The 16,276-nt window shown below is 60.3% G+C and carries 13 protein-coding genes and 1 pseudogene; 5 read left to right on the forward strand and 9 right to left on the reverse strand.

The genetic code is table 11. The features are described from left to right. Nucleotides 1-61: 61 nt before the first annotated feature. Nucleotides 62-733: a DNA-3-methyladenine glycosylase I gene (locus BW686_RS23725; RefSeq protein WP_084920056.1), complete on the forward strand. Its 672-nt coding sequence runs from the start codon at nt 62-64 to the stop codon at nt 731-733. A 6-nt stretch (nt 734-739) separates the two neighbouring features. Here BW686_RS23725 and ttcA read toward each other — a convergent pair whose 3' ends face one another. Next, complete coding sequence (ttcA, locus tag BW686_RS23730) at nt 740-1,564, reverse strand: tRNA 2-thiocytidine(32) synthetase TtcA (protein ID WP_084920059.1); 825 nt, start codon at nt 1,562-1,564, stop codon at nt 740-742. A gap of 195 nt (nt 1,565-1,759) precedes the next feature. Here ttcA and BW686_RS23735 point away from each other — a divergent pair, with 195 nt between their 5' ends. Then, complete coding sequence (locus tag BW686_RS23735) at nt 1,760-2,254, forward strand: SprT family zinc-dependent metalloprotease (RefSeq protein ID WP_084920061.1); 495 nt, start codon at nt 1,760-1,762, stop codon at nt 2,252-2,254. A gap of 67 nt (nt 2,255-2,321) precedes the next feature. On the opposite strand, the gene BW686_RS23740 is transcribed toward BW686_RS23735, so the two are convergent. From BW686_RS23740 to BW686_RS23755, 4 genes and pseudogenes are all read right to left on the reverse strand, one after another. Beyond that, on the reverse strand, nt 2,322-3,674 hold the full coding sequence (locus BW686_RS23740; RefSeq protein ID WP_084920062.1) for a dicarboxylate/amino acid:cation symporter: 1,353 nt from the start codon (nt 3,672-3,674) through the stop codon (nt 2,322-2,324). Nucleotides 3,675-4,055: 381 nt separating this feature from the next. Next, entirely contained in the window at nt 4,056-5,402 is a 1,347-nt protein-coding gene (locus BW686_RS23745) for an ATP-binding protein (protein ID WP_084920064.1), read from the reverse strand. After that, nucleotides 5,399-6,066: pseudogene (locus tag BW686_RS23750) on the reverse strand (response regulator). The gene BW686_RS23745 and the pseudogene BW686_RS23750 overlap by 4 nt, the downstream one beginning before the upstream one ends. Nucleotides 6,067-6,093: 27 nt before the next feature. Continuing rightward, nucleotides 6,094-6,444, reverse strand: a complete 351-nt coding sequence (locus BW686_RS23755; RefSeq protein WP_084920066.1) for a hypothetical protein — start codon at nt 6,442-6,444, stop codon at nt 6,094-6,096. 176 nt (nt 6,445-6,620) lie between these two features. On the opposite strand from BW686_RS23755, the gene BW686_RS23760 reads away from it, so the two are divergent. Then, a complete protein-coding gene (locus tag BW686_RS23760) occupies nt 6,621-7,409 on the forward strand; it encodes a dienelactone hydrolase family protein (protein WP_084920069.1) in 789 nt (262 codons plus the stop codon). 377 nt (nt 7,410-7,786) lie between these two features. Here BW686_RS23760 and BW686_RS26945 read toward each other — a convergent pair whose 3' ends face one another. Then, a complete protein-coding gene (locus tag BW686_RS26945; protein ID WP_084920071.1) occupies nt 7,787-8,320 on the reverse strand; it encodes an REP-associated tyrosine transposase in 534 nt (177 codons plus the stop codon). Nucleotides 8,321-8,664: 344 nt separating this feature from the next. On the opposite strand from BW686_RS26945, the gene BW686_RS23775 reads away from it, so the two are divergent. After that, entirely contained in the window at nt 8,665-9,390 is a 726-nt protein-coding gene (locus BW686_RS23775) for a 4'-phosphopantetheinyl transferase family protein (protein WP_218775760.1), read from the forward strand. Here BW686_RS23775 and fhuF read toward each other — a convergent pair whose 3' ends face one another. The 3 genes from fhuF to BW686_RS23790 are packed head-to-tail and all read right to left on the reverse strand — an operon-like array spanning nt 9,391 to nt 12,435. After that, entirely contained in the window at nt 9,391-10,125 is a 735-nt protein-coding gene (gene fhuF / locus BW686_RS23780) for a siderophore-iron reductase FhuF (protein WP_084920074.1), read from the reverse strand. Beyond that, nucleotides 10,083-11,693, reverse strand: coding sequence for an ATP-binding protein (locus BW686_RS23785; RefSeq protein WP_084920076.1), 1,611 nt, complete (start codon nt 11,691-11,693; stop codon nt 10,083-10,085). The genes fhuF and BW686_RS23785 overlap by 43 nt, the downstream gene beginning before the upstream one ends. Before the next feature lie 4 nt (nt 11,694-11,697). Next, nucleotides 11,698-12,435, reverse strand: a complete 738-nt coding sequence (locus tag BW686_RS23790; RefSeq protein ID WP_084920078.1) for a response regulator — start codon at nt 12,433-12,435, stop codon at nt 11,698-11,700. 719 nt (nt 12,436-13,154) lie between these two features. Between BW686_RS23790 and BW686_RS23795 the strand changes: the two genes are divergently transcribed. Beyond that, nucleotides 13,155-16,067 carry a ribonucleoside-diphosphate reductase subunit alpha gene (locus BW686_RS23795; protein ID WP_084920080.1) on the forward strand — a complete coding sequence of 971 codons (2,913 nt, stop codon included), beginning with the start codon at nt 13,155-13,157 and terminating at the stop codon, nt 16,065-16,067. Nucleotides 16,068-16,276 lie beyond the last annotated feature (209 nt).

The raw sequence follows: 16,276 nt of genomic DNA on the forward strand, positions 1-16,276 counted from the left end.
ACTTGCAGCGCAAGGGCGGGTCTGAGCCCTTGACCTGCCTGTTTAATTCTCTGGAGAACCGATGCACGACTACAAATGGCTGAACGAGTATTGCCTGAATCGATTCGGTTCCGCCAAAGCACTGGAAGCTCACCTGCCCACGCCCAAGACCCCGAAACAACTGCACGCCATCAGCGCCGACCGCTACCTGTCGACCATGGCCCTGCGGGTGTTTCGTGCCGGCCTGAAACACAGCCTGGTGGACTCCAAGTGGCCAGCGTTCGAGGAAGTCTTTTTCCGCTTCGACCCTGAGAAAGTCGTGCTGATGGGGGCCGACCATCTGGAGCGGCTGATGCAGGACGCGCGCATCATTCGCCATTTGGGCAAGCTCAAAAGCGTGCCGCGCAATGCGCAACTGATTCTGGACATCGAACAGGAACACGGCAGTTTCGGCAAATTCATCGCTGAATGGCCTGTCGATAACATCACCGGCCTGTGGCAATACCTCGCCAAACACGGCAACCAGATGGGCGGCCTGTCATCGCCGCGTTTTCTGCGCATGGTGGGCAAGGACACGTTTATCCCGACCTGGGACGTGGTCGCCGCCTTGAATGCGCAGGACATTGTCGACCGCGTGCCGACCAGCAAACGCGATCAGGCCATCGTGCAGGACGTGTTCAACCAATGGCACGCCGAAAGCGGCAGGCCCATGTGCCAGCTTTCAGCGATGCTGTCCTTCACCGTCAACCACTGATCGCGATCAGATATTGACCACATTGACGAACCGCGACGCAGCGGTTTCGTCGATGCGCAGGCTGGTGAAGTCGAACAGGTTGCGGTCGGCCAACTGTGACGGTTGCACGTTCTGCAAGGCGCGGAAGATGCTGTCGGTACGACCCGGCGTCTTGCGCTCCCAGTCGATCAGCATGTCCTTGACCACCTGGCGTTGCAGGTTTTCCTGCGAGCCGCAGAGGTTGCACGGGATGATCGGGAACTGCTTGAAATCCGAATAAGCCTGAATGTCCTTCTCGTGACAGTAGGCCAACGGGCGAATCACCACGTTGCGACCGTCATCGGCACGCAGCTTGGGCGGCATGGCCTTGAGCGAGCCATTGAAAAACATGTTGAGAAAAAACGTCTCGACGATATCGTCGCGATGATGCCCCAGCGCCATTTTGGTCGCACCGATTTCGTCGGCGAAGGTGTACAGCGTGCCGCGACGCAGGCGCGAACACAGCGAGCAGGTGGTCTTGCCTTCCGGAATCAGCTCCTTGACCACCGAATACGTGTCTTTCTCGACAATGTGGTACTCGACGCCCAGTGCCTTCAGGTAAGCAGGCAGCACATGCTCGGGAAAGCCCGGCTGCTTCTGGTCCATGTTGACCGCAACAAGGTCGAACCTGATCGGTGCCACTTTCTGCAGGTGCAGCAATACGTCGAGCAGGGTGTAGCTGTCCTTGCCACCGGACAGGCAGACCATGACCTTGTCACCCTCTTCGATCATGTTGAAGTCGGCAACCGCCTCGCCGGCCAGCCGACGCAGACGTTTCTGCAGTTTGTTCTGATTGACTGAAAGGGTGCCCATTGATGAGAGGTATCCGCTAACGGTGGCGTGAGAAAAGCCGGACATTTTACGCATAACCGACGCATCGTTAAACAGGCTGCGCTCATGCCGTTCAGGCTGGCCACAACGCCGGATCAGAAATGACCATCGGGCAGTCAGCATTTTCAGAGCGTAGCCACATTGCGGCATACTTGGCGCACTGGAGAACCTCAAAGCATGCCCGAACAACTCAATGCCCGCGTCGAAACCTGTTATCAGCAGGCCGAAGCGTTTTTCAAGCGAACCTTCAAACGCCCGGTCGTCAGTTTTCAACTGCGCGGCCAAAAAGCAGGCGTCGCGCACCTGCATGAAAACCTGCTACGTTTCAATCCACAGCTCTACACGGAAAACGCCGAGGACTTCCTGCGCCAGACCGTGCCGCACGAAGTCGCGCACCTGATCGCTCATCAACTGTTCGGTGGCAGCATCCAGCCGCACGGTGAAGAGTGGCAATTGATCATGCGCGGCGTCTATGAGCTGCCGCCGAACCGCTGCCATACCTACGCAATCAAGCGCCGTAGCGTGATCCGCTACATTTACCGTTGCCCGTGCCCGGACAGCGACTTCCCGTTCTCGGCCCAGCGCCACAGCATGGTGCGCAAGGGGCGCCGCTACCTGTGTCGCCGTTGCCGTGAACCACTGGTGTTCAGCGGCGAGACGCGTACCGAATAGCCCACCGGCAATCAGCAGGCATAAAAAAACCCATCCGAAGATGGGTTTTTTCATGCCTGAGGGCTAATCAGACCGTTTTGGTGGTATTCACCGCAGCAGCCGGAGTCGGGCCTTCGGCAACGCCGAGGTCGTCTTCAGGGCGGGTTTCCAGGATGGCGCTGCCACCGGAAGCCAGTTCGGATTGCAGCTTGTCGGTGTCCAGCTCGCCGACCCACTTGGCAACCACGACGGTCGCAACAGCGTTACCCACCAGGTTGGTCAGGGCGCGGGCTTCGGACATGAAGCGGTCGATACCCAGAATCAGCGCCAGACCGGCAACCGGCAGGTGGCCAACAGCCGACAGGGTCGCGGCCAGTACGATGAAGCCGCTACCGGTCACGCCGGCAGCACCTTTGGACGACAGCAGCAACACCAGCAACAGAGTGATCTGGTGAGTGATGTCCATGTGCGTGTTGGTCGCCTGAGCGATGAACACCGCAGCCATGGTCAGGTAGATCGACGTACCGTCCAGGTTGAACGAGTAGCCGGTCGGGATGACCAGACCTACGACGGACTTCTGGGCACCCAGACGTTCCATCTTGATCAGCATGCGCGGCAGGGCCGATTCCGACGAGGAAGTACCCAAGACGATCAGCAGCTCTTCACGGATGTAGCGAACCAGCTTGAAGACGCTGAAACCGTGAGCGCGGCAGATTGCACCCAGCACCAGCACCACAAACAGCACGCAAGTGATGTAGAAGCAGATCATCAACTGACCCAGCTGCACCAGCGAGCTAACCCCATAGGCGCCGATGGTGAAGGCCATGGCACCGAACGCACCGATAGGCGCCAGCTTCATGATCATGTTGATGATGTTGAACATCACGTGGGCGAAGCGATCGATGAAGTCCAGCACCGGCTTGCCGTAGGCACCCAGGCGATGCAGGGCGAAACCGAAGATCACCGAGAACATCAGGACTTGCAGGATATCGCCATTGGCAAACGCGCCGACGATGGTGTTCGGAATGACGTTGAGGATAAAGCCGACGATGCTCTGGTCTTTACCGGCCGTCACGTAAGCCGCGATCTTCGAAGCGTCTAGCGTGCTGACGTCGATGTTCATGCCGGCACCCGGCTGAACCACGTTCACGACGATCAGACCGATCAGCAGGGCGATGGTCGAAACGATCTCGAAGTACAGCAGCGCATAACCGCCGGTCTTGCCGACCGACTTCATGTTCTGCATGCCGGCGATACCGCTGACAACGGTACAGAAGATGATCGGAGCGATGACCATCTTGATCAGCTTGATGAACCCGTCACCCAGCGGCTTGAGGGCCTTGCCGGTGTCAGGGTAGAAGTGGCCGATCAGGATACCGATGACAATCGCTACGATTACCTGAAAATAGAGGGACTTGTAGATGGGCTGACGAGTCGTCATTGCAGTTTTCCTCAAGGGCATCGTCGGCATCGTTACCTGATGCACGCGAGCCTATAAAGCGCTAACCCTCCTGCACTGGAGGGATTTGTTTTGTCGAGCTGCGCAAGGCAGACATCTACCCTCTGAATAGCAATAGCCGTGCCATGCCGTCAAAATGCCATCAAAGCCCCGTCAAGCAAGGCGCATACGGGTAACGATAGACGGAACAGGAGAGATGAGGTGGCGGTTTTCCGCCGTATGGAGGGTAAATAGCAGAAACAGTGGCGGGTATCCGCCTTTCGGCGATCTTGAGGGAAGCAAATCCGGACACCCGCCACCCTGTCTCAAGCGCACAGCACAGCGCGACGGCCTGATTCTCGTTCCGACGCTGCACGCTGATCTTCACTGCGCCAGAAAATGAATCCTGAACGCCGCCCCGCCCAGCGGCGAATCCCCCAGGGTCAGTTGTGCGCCGTAGCTTTCGATGATGTCCTTGACCACCGCCAGGCCAATGCCTTGCCCGGGGTTCTGGCGGTCCAGTCGTTCGCCGCGTTCAAGGATGCGCGCGCGCTGGCTTTGCGGGACGCCGGGGCCGTCGTCTTCGATGCAGAGTTCATCACCGGTCGCAGAGTGCCTGAAGCTCACACGCACTTCGCTCAGGCACAGCCGGTAAGCGTTTTCCAGCAGGTTGCCCAGCATCTCCAGCAGTGCGCCCTCTTCCATATGCACCTGGCAATGTTCCGGCAGGTCGAGGGTGGCATGGACCTGTTTGTCGCGATAGACCTTGTCCAGCGTGTTGCACAGGCTTTCGACCACTGGCCGCAGCATGACGTTATGCCGTACCAGACCGCTCTTGCGCAGGCTGGCACGTTGCAGTTGATAGCCGATCTGCTGGCTCATGCGTTCGATCTGCGATTGCAGAACCCGAGCCTGTTCCACGTCTTCGGGCCGCTTGGCGATGTTTTCACTGACGCCCTGCAACACCGCCAGCGGTGTTTTCAGGCTGTGGGCCAGATCGTCGAGGGAGTCGCGGTAACGAATGCGCTGCTCACGCTCGCTGCGCAGCAGGCGGTTGAGGGAGTCGGTCAGGCGCAACAGTTCGCTGGGATGCTCTTCGCTCAGGCTGTCGCGCACGCCCGATTCGACCTGATCCAGCTCCTGACTCAAGCCGCGTAAGGCACGCAGCCCCCAGGTCAGGCCCATCCACAGCAACCCGAGCAGGACCACCAACGCCGCGCCGAAGCCCAGATAAAGCTTGCGCCGCAAGCCGTCGATGGTTTCCTGATAACCGCGCAGCGGCTGAACCGCGACGATGCTGAAGGCCGCGTTACGGCCGCCAAGCAGGCGAATTTCGACATCGTAGACGAAGTATTCCTCGCCATTGATTTCCTTGACCTTGGTGAACTCGCTGCCCTGCCCGTCATAACTGGGGTGGTAATCGATGTCTTCGCCTTCGGTGGACAGCGAACGCCAGACCATCTGCCCCTGGCGGTTATAGATGTAGCCCAGCAAGCGGCTGCCGGGCAGATTGAATTGTTCGCCGGGCAACACCGACGGCATCATCAGGTGGCCGTCTTCGACCCGTGCGGCGGAAATCATGGTGGTGACATCGGACGCCAGCCGCTGCTCGATTGCCCCGCGTAACGCCAGGCTGAACGCGCCCTGCAAAGCAGGCAGCATCAGCAACATGAAGATCACCGCTAACGTGGCGGCACCCAGCATCAGGCGCAGGCGAAGCGAACGAATCACGTACAGCGCTCATTGAACAGGTAGCCCATGCCACGCACGGTTTCGATGGGTTTGAAGGCCACGCTGCTATCCAGCTTGCGGCGCAGACGACCGACCAGCACTTCGATCACGTTCGGATCGCGCTCGTCGTCATCAGGATAGAGCTGTTCCATCAAGCGCTCTTTGGGCACCACTTGCTGATGATGGAGCATGAGGTATTCGAGGATGCGGTATTCGTAGGCGGTCAACGCCAACGGCTGCTCGGCCAGCGCTGCATGCTTGCGAGCAACAGCGGGCCAGCCGTGATCGTCGACTGAATGAACCCGCTGGAGCGCCGCAGCAGGGCATTGAGGCGCGCCTCAAGCTCTTCGAACTGGAAGGGTTTGACCACGTAGTCGTCAGCCCCGGCAGCCAGCCCTTCGACCTTGTCCTGCCAGTTGCCGCGTGCGGTCAGGATCAGAATCGGAAACGCCTTGCCCAGTGCGCGCAACTGACGAATCAGGTCCAGCCCGCCGATCCCCGGCAGCCCCAGGTCGATCACAGCCAGGTCATGATTGAATTGCGCAACCTGATACAACGCTTCTTCGGCGTTGGCCACCGCTTCCACCACATGCCCCGCTTCGGTCAGACGGGTTCTCAGGTGGTGACGCAGCAGCGCTTCATCCTCAACTACCAACAACTTCATGCAGCTCTCCCAGGCACAATCACAGCCTCAAGACAAAGAATGAAACGACATCGTCGCCTCAGTACTCAACAGGTGGGCGCTGACGGGCACGTGCTGTGTCACATCATAGCTGCCCAGCAGGATTTCGCGGCTGACAGGCACGCCATTGTGAGTCCCTGTCAGGTTGCCGTAAACCGGCGATGAATAGAGTGTCCCCACCGACACGTTGGCGTGGGCCGGCTCTCCAAGCGAGCGCCCCCAGCTGTTGACATCATCCAGGCGCTCGCTGGTCTTGCCGAATTCGATACGCGCAACATCAAGTCTGGCATCGCCAGCCTGCGCCGCTGCACTGCCCCCCAGAAAAGCCAGGGCCAGGAAAAACTTGTTGAGGTTCAACATATCGACTCCTTTTGCGCTCGGGGACGCCGTCAAGGTAGGGCTCAACAGTAATCGCGCCGGGCTGAACCCCGACTGAACACTGCTTGAACCGGCGCTGAACAGTCGTGCGCGCCACGTACGGCAGAATCGGCTATCGTTGGGCGTTCATGCTGCACACACCCGAGAAGGAGCTGAACATGCGTTTGTGGATTGCAATGATCATGATGGGCCTGGCCGGGTTCGCCCAAGCCGCGATCAAGACCGAGCAGATTGATTACAAAAGTGCCGACGGGACAAAACTGGTGGGGTATTACGCCTACGACGACGCCGTGAAAGGCCAGCGTCCGGGGATTCTGGTGGTTCACGAATGGTGGGGGCTGAACGACTACGCCAAGCGCCGCGCCCGTGACCTGGCGGCATTGGGTTACAGCGCAATGGCCATCGACATGTACGGCGAGGGCAAGAACACCGAGCACCCGAAAGACGCGATGGCGTTCATGCAGGCTGCACTCAAGGACAGCGATGCTGCCGACAAGCGCTTTGACGCAGGCCTCGAGCAGTTGAAGCAGCAGCCACAGACCGACCCGGCCAAAATCGCCGCCATCGGCTACTGCTTCGGCGGCAAGATCGTGCTGGACGCCGCCCGTCGCGGCGAACCGCTGCTGGGCGTGGTCAGCTTCCACGGCGCACTGGTCACCAACACCCCGGCCAAACCGGGCATCAAAGTGCCGATGCTGGTCGAGCATGGCGCCAAGGACAGCATGGTCACCCCGGAAAACGTTGCCGCGTTCAAGAAGGAAATGGACGACGCCAAGGCCGACTATAAATTCGTCAGCATCGAAGGCGCCAAACACGGCTTCACCAACCCCGACGCCGACCGCCTCAGCCACGGCGAACACGGCGGCCCGGACATCGGCTACGACAAGGCTGCCGATGAGAGTTCCTGGGCGGACATGAAAGAGTTTTTCAAGAAGATATTTGGTTGAGCGATAGCTGACACTCCGCGTCCGCCCGAAACTGGGAGGACGCAGAGCGTCCAGAAAGGCATGCGACGCAGAGCGCCGCACGATAGTTGATCATCGTTCCCTATGCTCCAGCGTGGGAATGCAGTTCCCGACGCTCTGCGTCGCAAAGGGGACGCAGAACGTCCGGAAAGGCATACGACGCAGAGCGTCGCACGATAGTTGATCATCGTTCCCTACGCTCCAGCGTGGGAATGCAGTTCTCGACGCTCTGCGTCGTCAAGAGGACGCGGAGCGTCCGGAAAGGCATGCGACGCAGAGCGACGCACGATAGTTGATCATCGTTCCGCACGCTCCAGCGTGGGAATGCAGTTCCCGACGCTCTGCGTCGCAACAATGCGTCAATACCAGCGCTGAATATCGATCAAACCGCGCTGTCCCTCATAATCACGAGCGCTGGAGTATCTCCAATGCTCACCTACATCCACATAACCTCTCTTTACCGGGTTATGGTGAATGTAATCGAGCTTCTGCCGCATAACCTTTTCATTCCACACAAGCTCGGCATGAGCCCCCTCCTGCCAGACTTGATAAACCCTGTCACTCTTGTGCAAGCGCTTGACGAACCGCAGACGCTCCAACGTGCTCTCAGCGCTCATTTTTTCGAGGTGATCAACTATCTGTCTGGCGGTGAAGGACTTGAAGCTGTTCACACACTTGTCCAGCTCAGGCGCCTGAGCTACGAAGTGCAGATGATTTTCCAGAACAACGTACCCGTAAAGTCGTAGTCCTTGATGAGCCTGCTGATAACGCCATGCGCTCAACAGAATGTCCACCAGAGCAGGCCGAGTAAAAAGCGGCAACCACTCCACTACCGTACACGTCAGAAAATGAGGTTTTTCAGGTTCTGTGATGGTGTACCTGCTTCGGCCCATGAGTTCATCCTTGAATCGTCAGAAGCCTGAAGGCTACATCCTGATCGAGTGCGCTGGAAACGATGAAAGTGTGACCTGTTTTTATTCGCCAAGAGGACGCAGAGCGTCCGGAAAGGCATGCGACGCAGAGCGTCGCACGATAGTTAAGATAGTTGAGATCATCGTTCCCTACGCTCCAGCGTGGGAATGCAGTTCTCGACGCTCTGCGTCGCCAAGAGGACGCGGAGCGTCCGGAAAGGCGTACGACGCGGAGCGCCGCACGATAGTTGCGATTCTCGTTCCGCACGCTCCAGCGTGGGAATGCGCTCTTCCCTCCGCTCCAATCCCCCGGCAAAATGCCGTCCATGACTCAACGACCCGATCTCCCCATCTGCTGCCCTGAACTTGTCCAGCACTGGCCGCTGCCGCACGCCGTGCCTGGGGCGGTGCTGGTCAGTGGGTATTTTGATCCGCTCAAGCTGGCCGAGGGCGACTTTCAGCGCTGCGCGGTAGGGACTCCGGCGAGCATTCAGCGCTCGGTTGCCAAGCGCCAGGCCGAGTTTCTCGCGGGCAGGCTCTGCGCACGGGAAGCCATGCGCCAGCTGGATGGTCGCCTGCACATCCCCACCCTCGGTGAAGACCGTGCGCCGGTCTGGCCCGGCGATGTCTGTGGTTCTATCACCCACAGCACCGGTTGGGCCGCTGCCGTGGTTGCCCACTCGCGGCAGTGGCGTGGGTTGGGGCTGGACACGGAAAACCTGATGAGCCACGACCGTGCCTCGCGACTGGCCGGGGAAATCCTGACCGCTGCCGAGCTGGCCGACATGGCAGCAGGCCCGCAAGATCAAGTGGCGTTGCGCGTCACCCTGACTTTTTCGATCAAGGAAGCATTGTTCAAGGCGCTCTACCCCATCGTGCAAAAGCGCTTTTACTTTGAGGACGCGCAACTGCTGGAATGGTCCGCCGATGGCAGCGCTCGTCTGCGCTTGTTGATCGACCTGTCCAGCGAATGGCATGCGGGCAAGGAACTGGAAGGCCAGTTCAGCGTGACGGGCGATCACCTGTTGAGCCTGATCGCCGTCGAAAGCTGATCAACCAGGCAGCGGGCAATGTTCGCAGCGTCCGACCCACTCGACCCGATGGCTCAGGCAGCACACACGCCGCTGCCGACGCGGTGGGGCGCCGTCCGGCTGCGGCACATAACACACCGCCTGGAACAACGGATTGCCCTGCCCGTCCGGCCTTTTTCTTTCGTTCAACAGCGCCAGCCCTGCCGCCAGGGACACGTCGCTGCACGTGGCCAACTCGGCAAGACAGCCTTCCAGATAATCCCCGGCGCTGCTCCACAACACCGCGCCCGGCAGTCCGCCATAGGCACTCAACGCCGCAATGAAAGGCTGCAGATGATCGTCAATAAAGCCGGCATACAGTTGAGACGTGGCGGCCGAAACCTCGCCTTGCCCCCTCAGCCTGACGCCGCCCGGCACCCCGCGCTCGTCCAGCGCCACACCCACCTGATCAAGCGACAGCGGCCAGTGCCGGCCATGCACCAGGCTGGCAACCAGCACTGGCGGAATCAGTTGCATGAAATAGAACTTGGCCCATTGCGAGACCAGCACCGGCAACTGGCTGGGCATCAATGCCGGCCCGTACACCCTCAGCAGCAGTTGATCGAGCCGCTCAGCCCGCAGCAGATCAGGCAACGCCACCACCGGGCGCGGATCATCTGACGCGAGCAGTGTGCGGCCAAAACGCGCAAGCGCCCCGCTGAACAGGGCCGAACTCAACGCGGCACCTGCGTACGCGGCCAGGACAGGCTGAAACACGCACCGCCCAGACTGACGCTGTTACCCACCAACGCACGGCCCTCGTGCCAGTTGATGATCCGCCGCACAATCGACAGCCCCAGCCCATGCCCGCCCGACGCTCGGGTGCGGCTGTCATCAATGCGCATGAACGGCGTGAATATCTGCTCCCACGCCTCTTCAGGAACGCCGGGGCCGTCGTCCTCCACGTCAATGCGACACTGCTGCAAGCCCAGTCGATAGCTGATGCGCACTTCGTTCTCGGCATGGCGCATCGCATTGCTGACCAGGTTCTGCACCGCCCGATGCAGATAGCGCGGCTCGGCCTCGACCCAGGCCGGCTGGCCCTCTTCAGGCGTCAGGCAGTCGCCCCGTGTGACCCGCACATCAGCGCGCAATGGCGCCAGTTCGGCGATGACCTGATCGATCAGCGCTTCCAGATCAACCCGTTGAAAATTCAGGGTCGGCGCGCCTTGCTCCAGGCGCGCGTAGGTGAGCATTTCGTCCACCAGCTTGTCGAGGTCCTGAATATCGCTGTCCATGCCACGCATGTACTTGAGCCGCGCCTCTGGCGTGGTGGCATCGCTGACCATCTCCAGCCCGAAACGCAGACGCGCCACTGGCGTGCGCAGCTCATGAGACACCGCCCGCACCAGTTCGCGCTGGATCATCAGCGAGCGCTGCAGGTTCTCGGCCATGCTGTTGAACGCTGCCGCCACGCGCCCCACCGAATCGGAACCCTCGGTGGGCACACGGGTTTGCAGGCTGCCTTGCGCGATCAGCGTGGCGGCGGCTTCCAGTTCCAGCACGCGACGCTCAAGACGCCGCACCAGCAGATACACCACAAGACCGATGAAACACAGCCCCAGCAAGGCGATCAGCAGCAACCAGTGCAGCGGATAAGGATTCATCTGATACAGCGGGCCGATTTCCAGCACCCAGTTGGTGTCGACAATCCCGGCCAGCACGCGGATGGAATCGCCACCCTTGCCCAGCGCCATCACCGTGTCGCCTTCATAAACGCGACGCCGCTGGTCATCGTCCAGGTCGGCCTGATCCAGCGCCAGCAGGTGCAGGTCGAAACCGAACCCCTTGTCGATGCGCAGGGCCTGCAGGCGTGCCGGTTGCTCATCGACCGGAAACCGCACCAGTTCGTCGATCAACAGGTAAATCGTCGCCCGCGCCAATTGCTCGGTGATCTGCTGCACTTCGCCGGTCAACAGCAGCGGCTCCTTGTCACTCAATTGACGGTAGACCTTGGCGGCGTGCGGGCCGATCTGCTCGACCACCACTTGCCCACGGGCCAGCCGACCGCGCGCGCCGCTGTCCAGTTGCGCCTGCTCGATGCTTTGCAGGCTCAAGGGAATCCCCAGCAAACGCTCCCAGACCGCCAGGGCGCGGCGGCGCTCGATGCCGTTGAGCGGAACCAGGTTGTCGGCCATTACGGTAAACGTGCCGTGGGCCAGACGCTCGCGGTACTGCTCGCCGCGCGCCTGGTTGAGCACATGCAGGGCCAGTACGCCGAGCAGCGCGACCAGCACCAACACGCCGAGCATGCCGCCGTATATGCGCAGAAAGATCGAGTTCATCAGGTCAGCCGCTGAACACGTGGCCGCTCATGTCCTGCGCCGCTTCAGGCACAAACAGATAGCCCTTGCTGCGCACGGTCTTGATCAGACGCGGGTGAATGGGATCGTCGCCGATCTTCGGCCGGATACGTGAAATGCGCACGTCAATGGAGCGATCCTGCCCGTCGTAACCCACGCCGCGCAGTGCGGTGAAGATTTCTTCGCGGGACAATGTACGACCGGCGTTGGCCACCAACAGCCACAGCAGATCGAACTCGGCGCCGGTCAGCTCGATGCTCTGTTCGCGCAGCCAGGCCTCACGCAGCGCGTTGTCCACCACCAGCGGCCCGAACACCAGACGGCGCAGCTCGGCAGCGGGCACTTGCGGCGCTTCGCTGCGGCGCAGTAAGGCGTTGATGCGCGCCAGCAGCACACGGGGGTGGACCGGTTTGCAGACGAAATCATCGGCGCCGGTGTCCAGCCCCTGAATCTGATCGGTGTCGTCGGTGCGGGCGGTGAGCATCAGGATCGGCCCGTCGTATCGGTCGCGCACGGTGCGGCAGATGCTGAAGCCGTCTTCACCGGGCAGCATCAGGTCGAGGATCACCAGGTCAGGCTGTTCATCGATGATCCGCGCCGCCGCCAGCGCGCCATTGCCTTCTATGGCCACGCTCAGGCCGTGGTTCTGCAGGTAATCGCTGGTCAGTTCGGCCAGTCGCTGGTCATCTTCGACAATAAGCACGTGCGAGGTGTGTGGCTGCAAAAGAAACTCCTTTGTTGTTTTTGAAACCCACGGCTGCGGCGCCTGATAAAGCAGGGCTGCGACGTCAGGTCGCAGCCTGTTCGCCACCGAGTGTAGCAAGTGGCAGCGGGACCACACCGCTTAGCACATGACATGCCAGATGGCCCTTTTCATGCGTTTTTTTGTGATAGGGTTCGCGCCCTCAAAAATCTGCAACGCGTCGCCAGTGCCGACAAAAAACGGTGACAAACGGTCACGATCCAGTAGTTATGCGGCCTACACGCATGGTGTGCGATTCATACACAAACTACACACACTTTATCCACAGGCCGTGCGTTGCAATTCATGTCCAAAACGCATTATCTTGTAGCCCGACGACGAGGGACACCCTACATGTAGGGTTTTCATTCAGAAACCCAGCACAACTCAATCGACAAGTTCAAGCACTTTTCTTGCGTTTGCGGGGTTGAAATTGAGGCCGTTTTCAGTAACCAGAACGCGTGCGCTCGTACCAGAGCCACGCCGTACACGGTTTGCAACATCGAACACGCATTCTTCAACAGAATTTCAAAGGATCGGGCTTGGCCCGGTCCTTTTTGGCTTCAAAACCTGGAAGCGGTGACAGATTCCGCTTCCGCCTTCGTTTTGGAGCCTTTGGGTCGCCCTTTTGCGACTGGCTGCTCGAAACGAAACGGTGGGCAGCAATGCCCGAACAAACTTAAAGGAACGTGGAGTCACACATGCAAACAGACACAACTCGCGAGAACTCGCCGACCGGCGCGCCGCAGACAAGCCAGACCCCACAGGACCTGTCTGCCACCGCTCCCGGTCAACTGCGCGTGATCAAGCGTAACGGCACTGTCGTCCCTTACACGGATGACAAGATCACCGTTGCCATCACCAAGGCGTTTCTTGCAGTTGAGGGCGGCAATGCTGCCGCCTCGTCGCGCATCCACGACACCGTTGCACGCCTGACCGAGCAGGTCAGCGCCACGTTCAAGCGTCGCATGCCTTCGGGCGGCACCATCCACATCGAAGAAATCCAGGATCAGGTCGAACTGGCACTGATGCGCGCCGGCGAGCAGAAAGTGGCGCGCGACTACGTCATCTACCGTGATTCCCGCGCCAAGGAGCGTGCCGTTCGTGCGCCCGAAGAGCAGGTCCAGGCTCACCCGTCGATCCGCATCACCCGCGCCGACGGCAGCTTCGCGCCGCTGGACATGGGTCGTCTGAACACCATCGTGACCGAAGCGTGTGAAGGCCTGGCTGAAGTCGACGCCAACCTGATCCAGACCGAAACCCTGAAAAACCTTTACGACGGCGTCGCGCTGAAAGACGTCAACACCGCACTGGTGATGACCGCGCGTACCCTGGTCGAGCGCGAGCCGAACTACTCGTTCGTCACCGCCCGCCTGCTGATGGACACCCTGCGCGCCGAAGGCCTGGGTTTCCTCGGTGTCGCCGACAGCGCCACCCATCACGAAATGGCCGACCTGTACGCCAAGGCGCTGCCTGCCTACGTCGCCACCGGCATCAAGTTCGAACTGCTCAACCCTGTGCTGGCCGAATTCGACCTCGAAAAACTCGGCAAGGCGATCAACCACGAGCGTGATCAGCAGTTCACTTACCTGGGCCTGCAAACCCTGTACGACCGTTACTTCATCCACAAGGATGGCGTGCGTTTCGAACTGCCGCAGATCTTCTTCATGCGCGTGGCCATGGGCCTGGCGATCGAAGAGAAAGCCCGTGAAGACCGTGCCATCGAGTTCTACAACCTGCTGTCGTCGTTCGACTACATGTCGTCGACCCCGACACTGTTCAACGCCGGCACCTTGCGTCCACAGCTGTCCAGTTGCTACCTGACCACCGTGCCGGATGACCTGTCGGGCATCTACCACGCCATCCACGACAACGCCATGCTGTCCAAATTCGCAGGCGGTCTGGGCAACGACTGGACGCCGGTTCGCGCGCTGGGCTCGTACATCAAGGGCACCAACGGCAAATCGCAAGGCGTCGTGCCGTTCCTGAAAGTGGTCAACGACACCGCCGTTGCGGTCAACCAGGGCGGCCAGCGCAAGGGCGCTGTCTGTGCCTACCTGGAAACCTGGCACATGGACATCGAAGAGTTCATCGAGCTGCGCAAGAACACCGGTGATGATCGTCGTCGTACCCACGACATGAACACCGCCAACTGGATCCCTGACCTGTTCATGAAGCGCGTCTTCGACGACGGCCCGTGGACCCTGTTCTCGCCCTCCGAAGTGCCGGACCTGCACGACCTGACCGGCAAAGCCTTCCAGGAGCGTTACGAGTACTACGAAGCGCTGACCGAATACCCGGGCAAGGTGAAATTGTTCAAGACCATCCAGGCCAAGGATCTGTGGCGCAAGATGCTCTCGATGCTGTTCGAAACCGGCCACCCTTGGCTGACCTTCAAAGACCCGTGCAACCTGCGCAGCCCGCAGCAGCACGTGGGCGTGGTTCACAGCTCGAACCTGTGTACCGAGATCACCCTGAACACCAACAAGGACGAGATCGCGGTCTGCAACCTGGGCTCGATCAACCTGCCGAACCACATCGTCAACGGCAAACTGGACACCGACAAGCTCAAGCGCACCGTCGACGTCGCCGTTCGCATGCTCGATAACGTCATCGACATCAACTACTACTCCGTGCCGCAGGCCAAGAACTCCAACCTGCGCCACCGTCCGGTCGGCCTGGGCATCATGGGCTTCCAGGACGCGCTGTACCTGCAACACATCCCGTACGGTTCGGATGCTGCCGTGCAGTTCGCCGACACGTCGATGGAAGCGGTCAGCTACTACGCGATCCAGGCGTCTTGCGACCTGGCCGACGAGCGCGGTGCCTACGAGACGTTCCAGGGTTCACTGTGGTCCAAGGGCATCCTGCCGCTGGATTCGCAGCAGATCCTGATCGAGCAGCGTGGCGAGAAGTACATCAGCGTCGACCTGAAGGAAACCCTGGACTGGGCGCCGGTTCGTGCCCGCGTGCAGAAAGGTATCCGCAACTCGAACATCATGGCCATCGCACCGACCGCCACCATTGCCAACATCACTGGCGTGTCGCAGTCGATCGAACCGACCTATCAGAACCTTTACGTGAAATCGAACCTGTCCGGCGAATTCACCGTGATCAACCCGTACCTGGTTCGCGACCTCAAGGCCCGCGACCTGTGGGACTCGGTCATGATCAACGACCTGAAGTACTACGACGGTTCGGTGCAACAGATCGAGCGCATCCCGCAGGAGCTCAAGGAGCTTTACGCGACGGCTTTCGAAGTGGACACCAAGTGGATCGTCGACGCGGCAAGCCGTCGTCAGAAGTGGATCGACCAGGCTCAGTCACTGAACCTGTACATCGCTGGCGCCTCGGGCAAGAAGCTGGACGTGACCTACCGCATGGCCTGGTACCGTGGTCTGAAAACCACCTACTACCTCCGTGCCCTGGCCGCGACCAGCACCGAGAAGTCCACCGTCAACACCGGCAAGCTCAACGCAGTATCGAGCGGCGGCCACGGCCCGGACGACTCGGCGATCACCGCCCCGCGCCCAACCGAAGCTGCACCGGCCGGCCCGGCCCCAGTGCCAAAGGCGTGCGCAATCGACGAGCCGGATTGTGAGGCTTGCCAGTAAGGCAAACCCACCTCGCCCCACAGGAAAAACACAACCCTGTGGGAGCGAGAGGCCAACAAGCCTGACGCTGTACCTGTAGGAGCGGACTTGTCCGCAAAGAGGCCAACAAGCCGAATGCTGACTTGTAGACTCCTGTAGGAGCGGACTTGTCCGCGAAGAGGCCAACAAGCCGAATGCTGACTTGTAGACTCCTGTAGGAGCGGACTTGT

This window comes from Pseudomonas syringae (assembly GCF_002157375.1).
GTDB lineage: Bacteria > Pseudomonadota > Gammaproteobacteria > Pseudomonadales > Pseudomonadaceae > Aquipseudomonas > Aquipseudomonas syringae_T.

Bases quoted from the DNA above. Each gene is read 5' to 3' on its own strand.
- BW686_RS23725 (WP_084920056.1), top strand. From the start codon at position 62: ATGCACGACTACAAATGGCTGAACGAGTATTGCCTGAATCGATTCGGT.
- ttcA (WP_084920059.1), bottom strand. From the start codon at position 1,564: ATGGGCACCCTTTCAGTCAATCAGAACAAACTGCAGAAACGTCTGCGT.
- BW686_RS23735 (WP_084920061.1), top strand. From the start codon at position 1,760: ATGCCCGAACAACTCAATGCCCGCGTCGAAACCTGTTATCAGCAGGCC.
- BW686_RS23740 (WP_084920062.1), bottom strand. From the start codon at position 3,674: ATGACGACTCGTCAGCCCATCTACAAGTCCCTCTATTTTCAGGTAATC.
- BW686_RS23755 (WP_084920066.1), bottom strand. From the start codon at position 6,444: ATGTTGAACCTCAACAAGTTTTTCCTGGCCCTGGCTTTTCTGGGGGGC.
- BW686_RS23760 (WP_084920069.1), top strand. From the start codon at position 6,621: ATGCGTTTGTGGATTGCAATGATCATGATGGGCCTGGCCGGGTTCGCC.
- BW686_RS26945 (WP_084920071.1), bottom strand. From the start codon at position 8,320: ATGGGCCGAAGCAGGTACACCATCACAGAACCTGAAAAACCTCATTTT.
- BW686_RS23775 (WP_218775760.1), top strand. From the start codon at position 8,665: ATGACTCAACGACCCGATCTCCCCATCTGCTGCCCTGAACTTGTCCAG.
- BW686_RS23785 (WP_084920076.1), bottom strand. From the start codon at position 11,693: ATGAACTCGATCTTTCTGCGCATATACGGCGGCATGCTCGGCGTGTTG.
- BW686_RS23795 (WP_084920080.1), top strand. From the start codon at position 13,155: ATGCAAACAGACACAACTCGCGAGAACTCGCCGACCGGCGCGCCGCAG.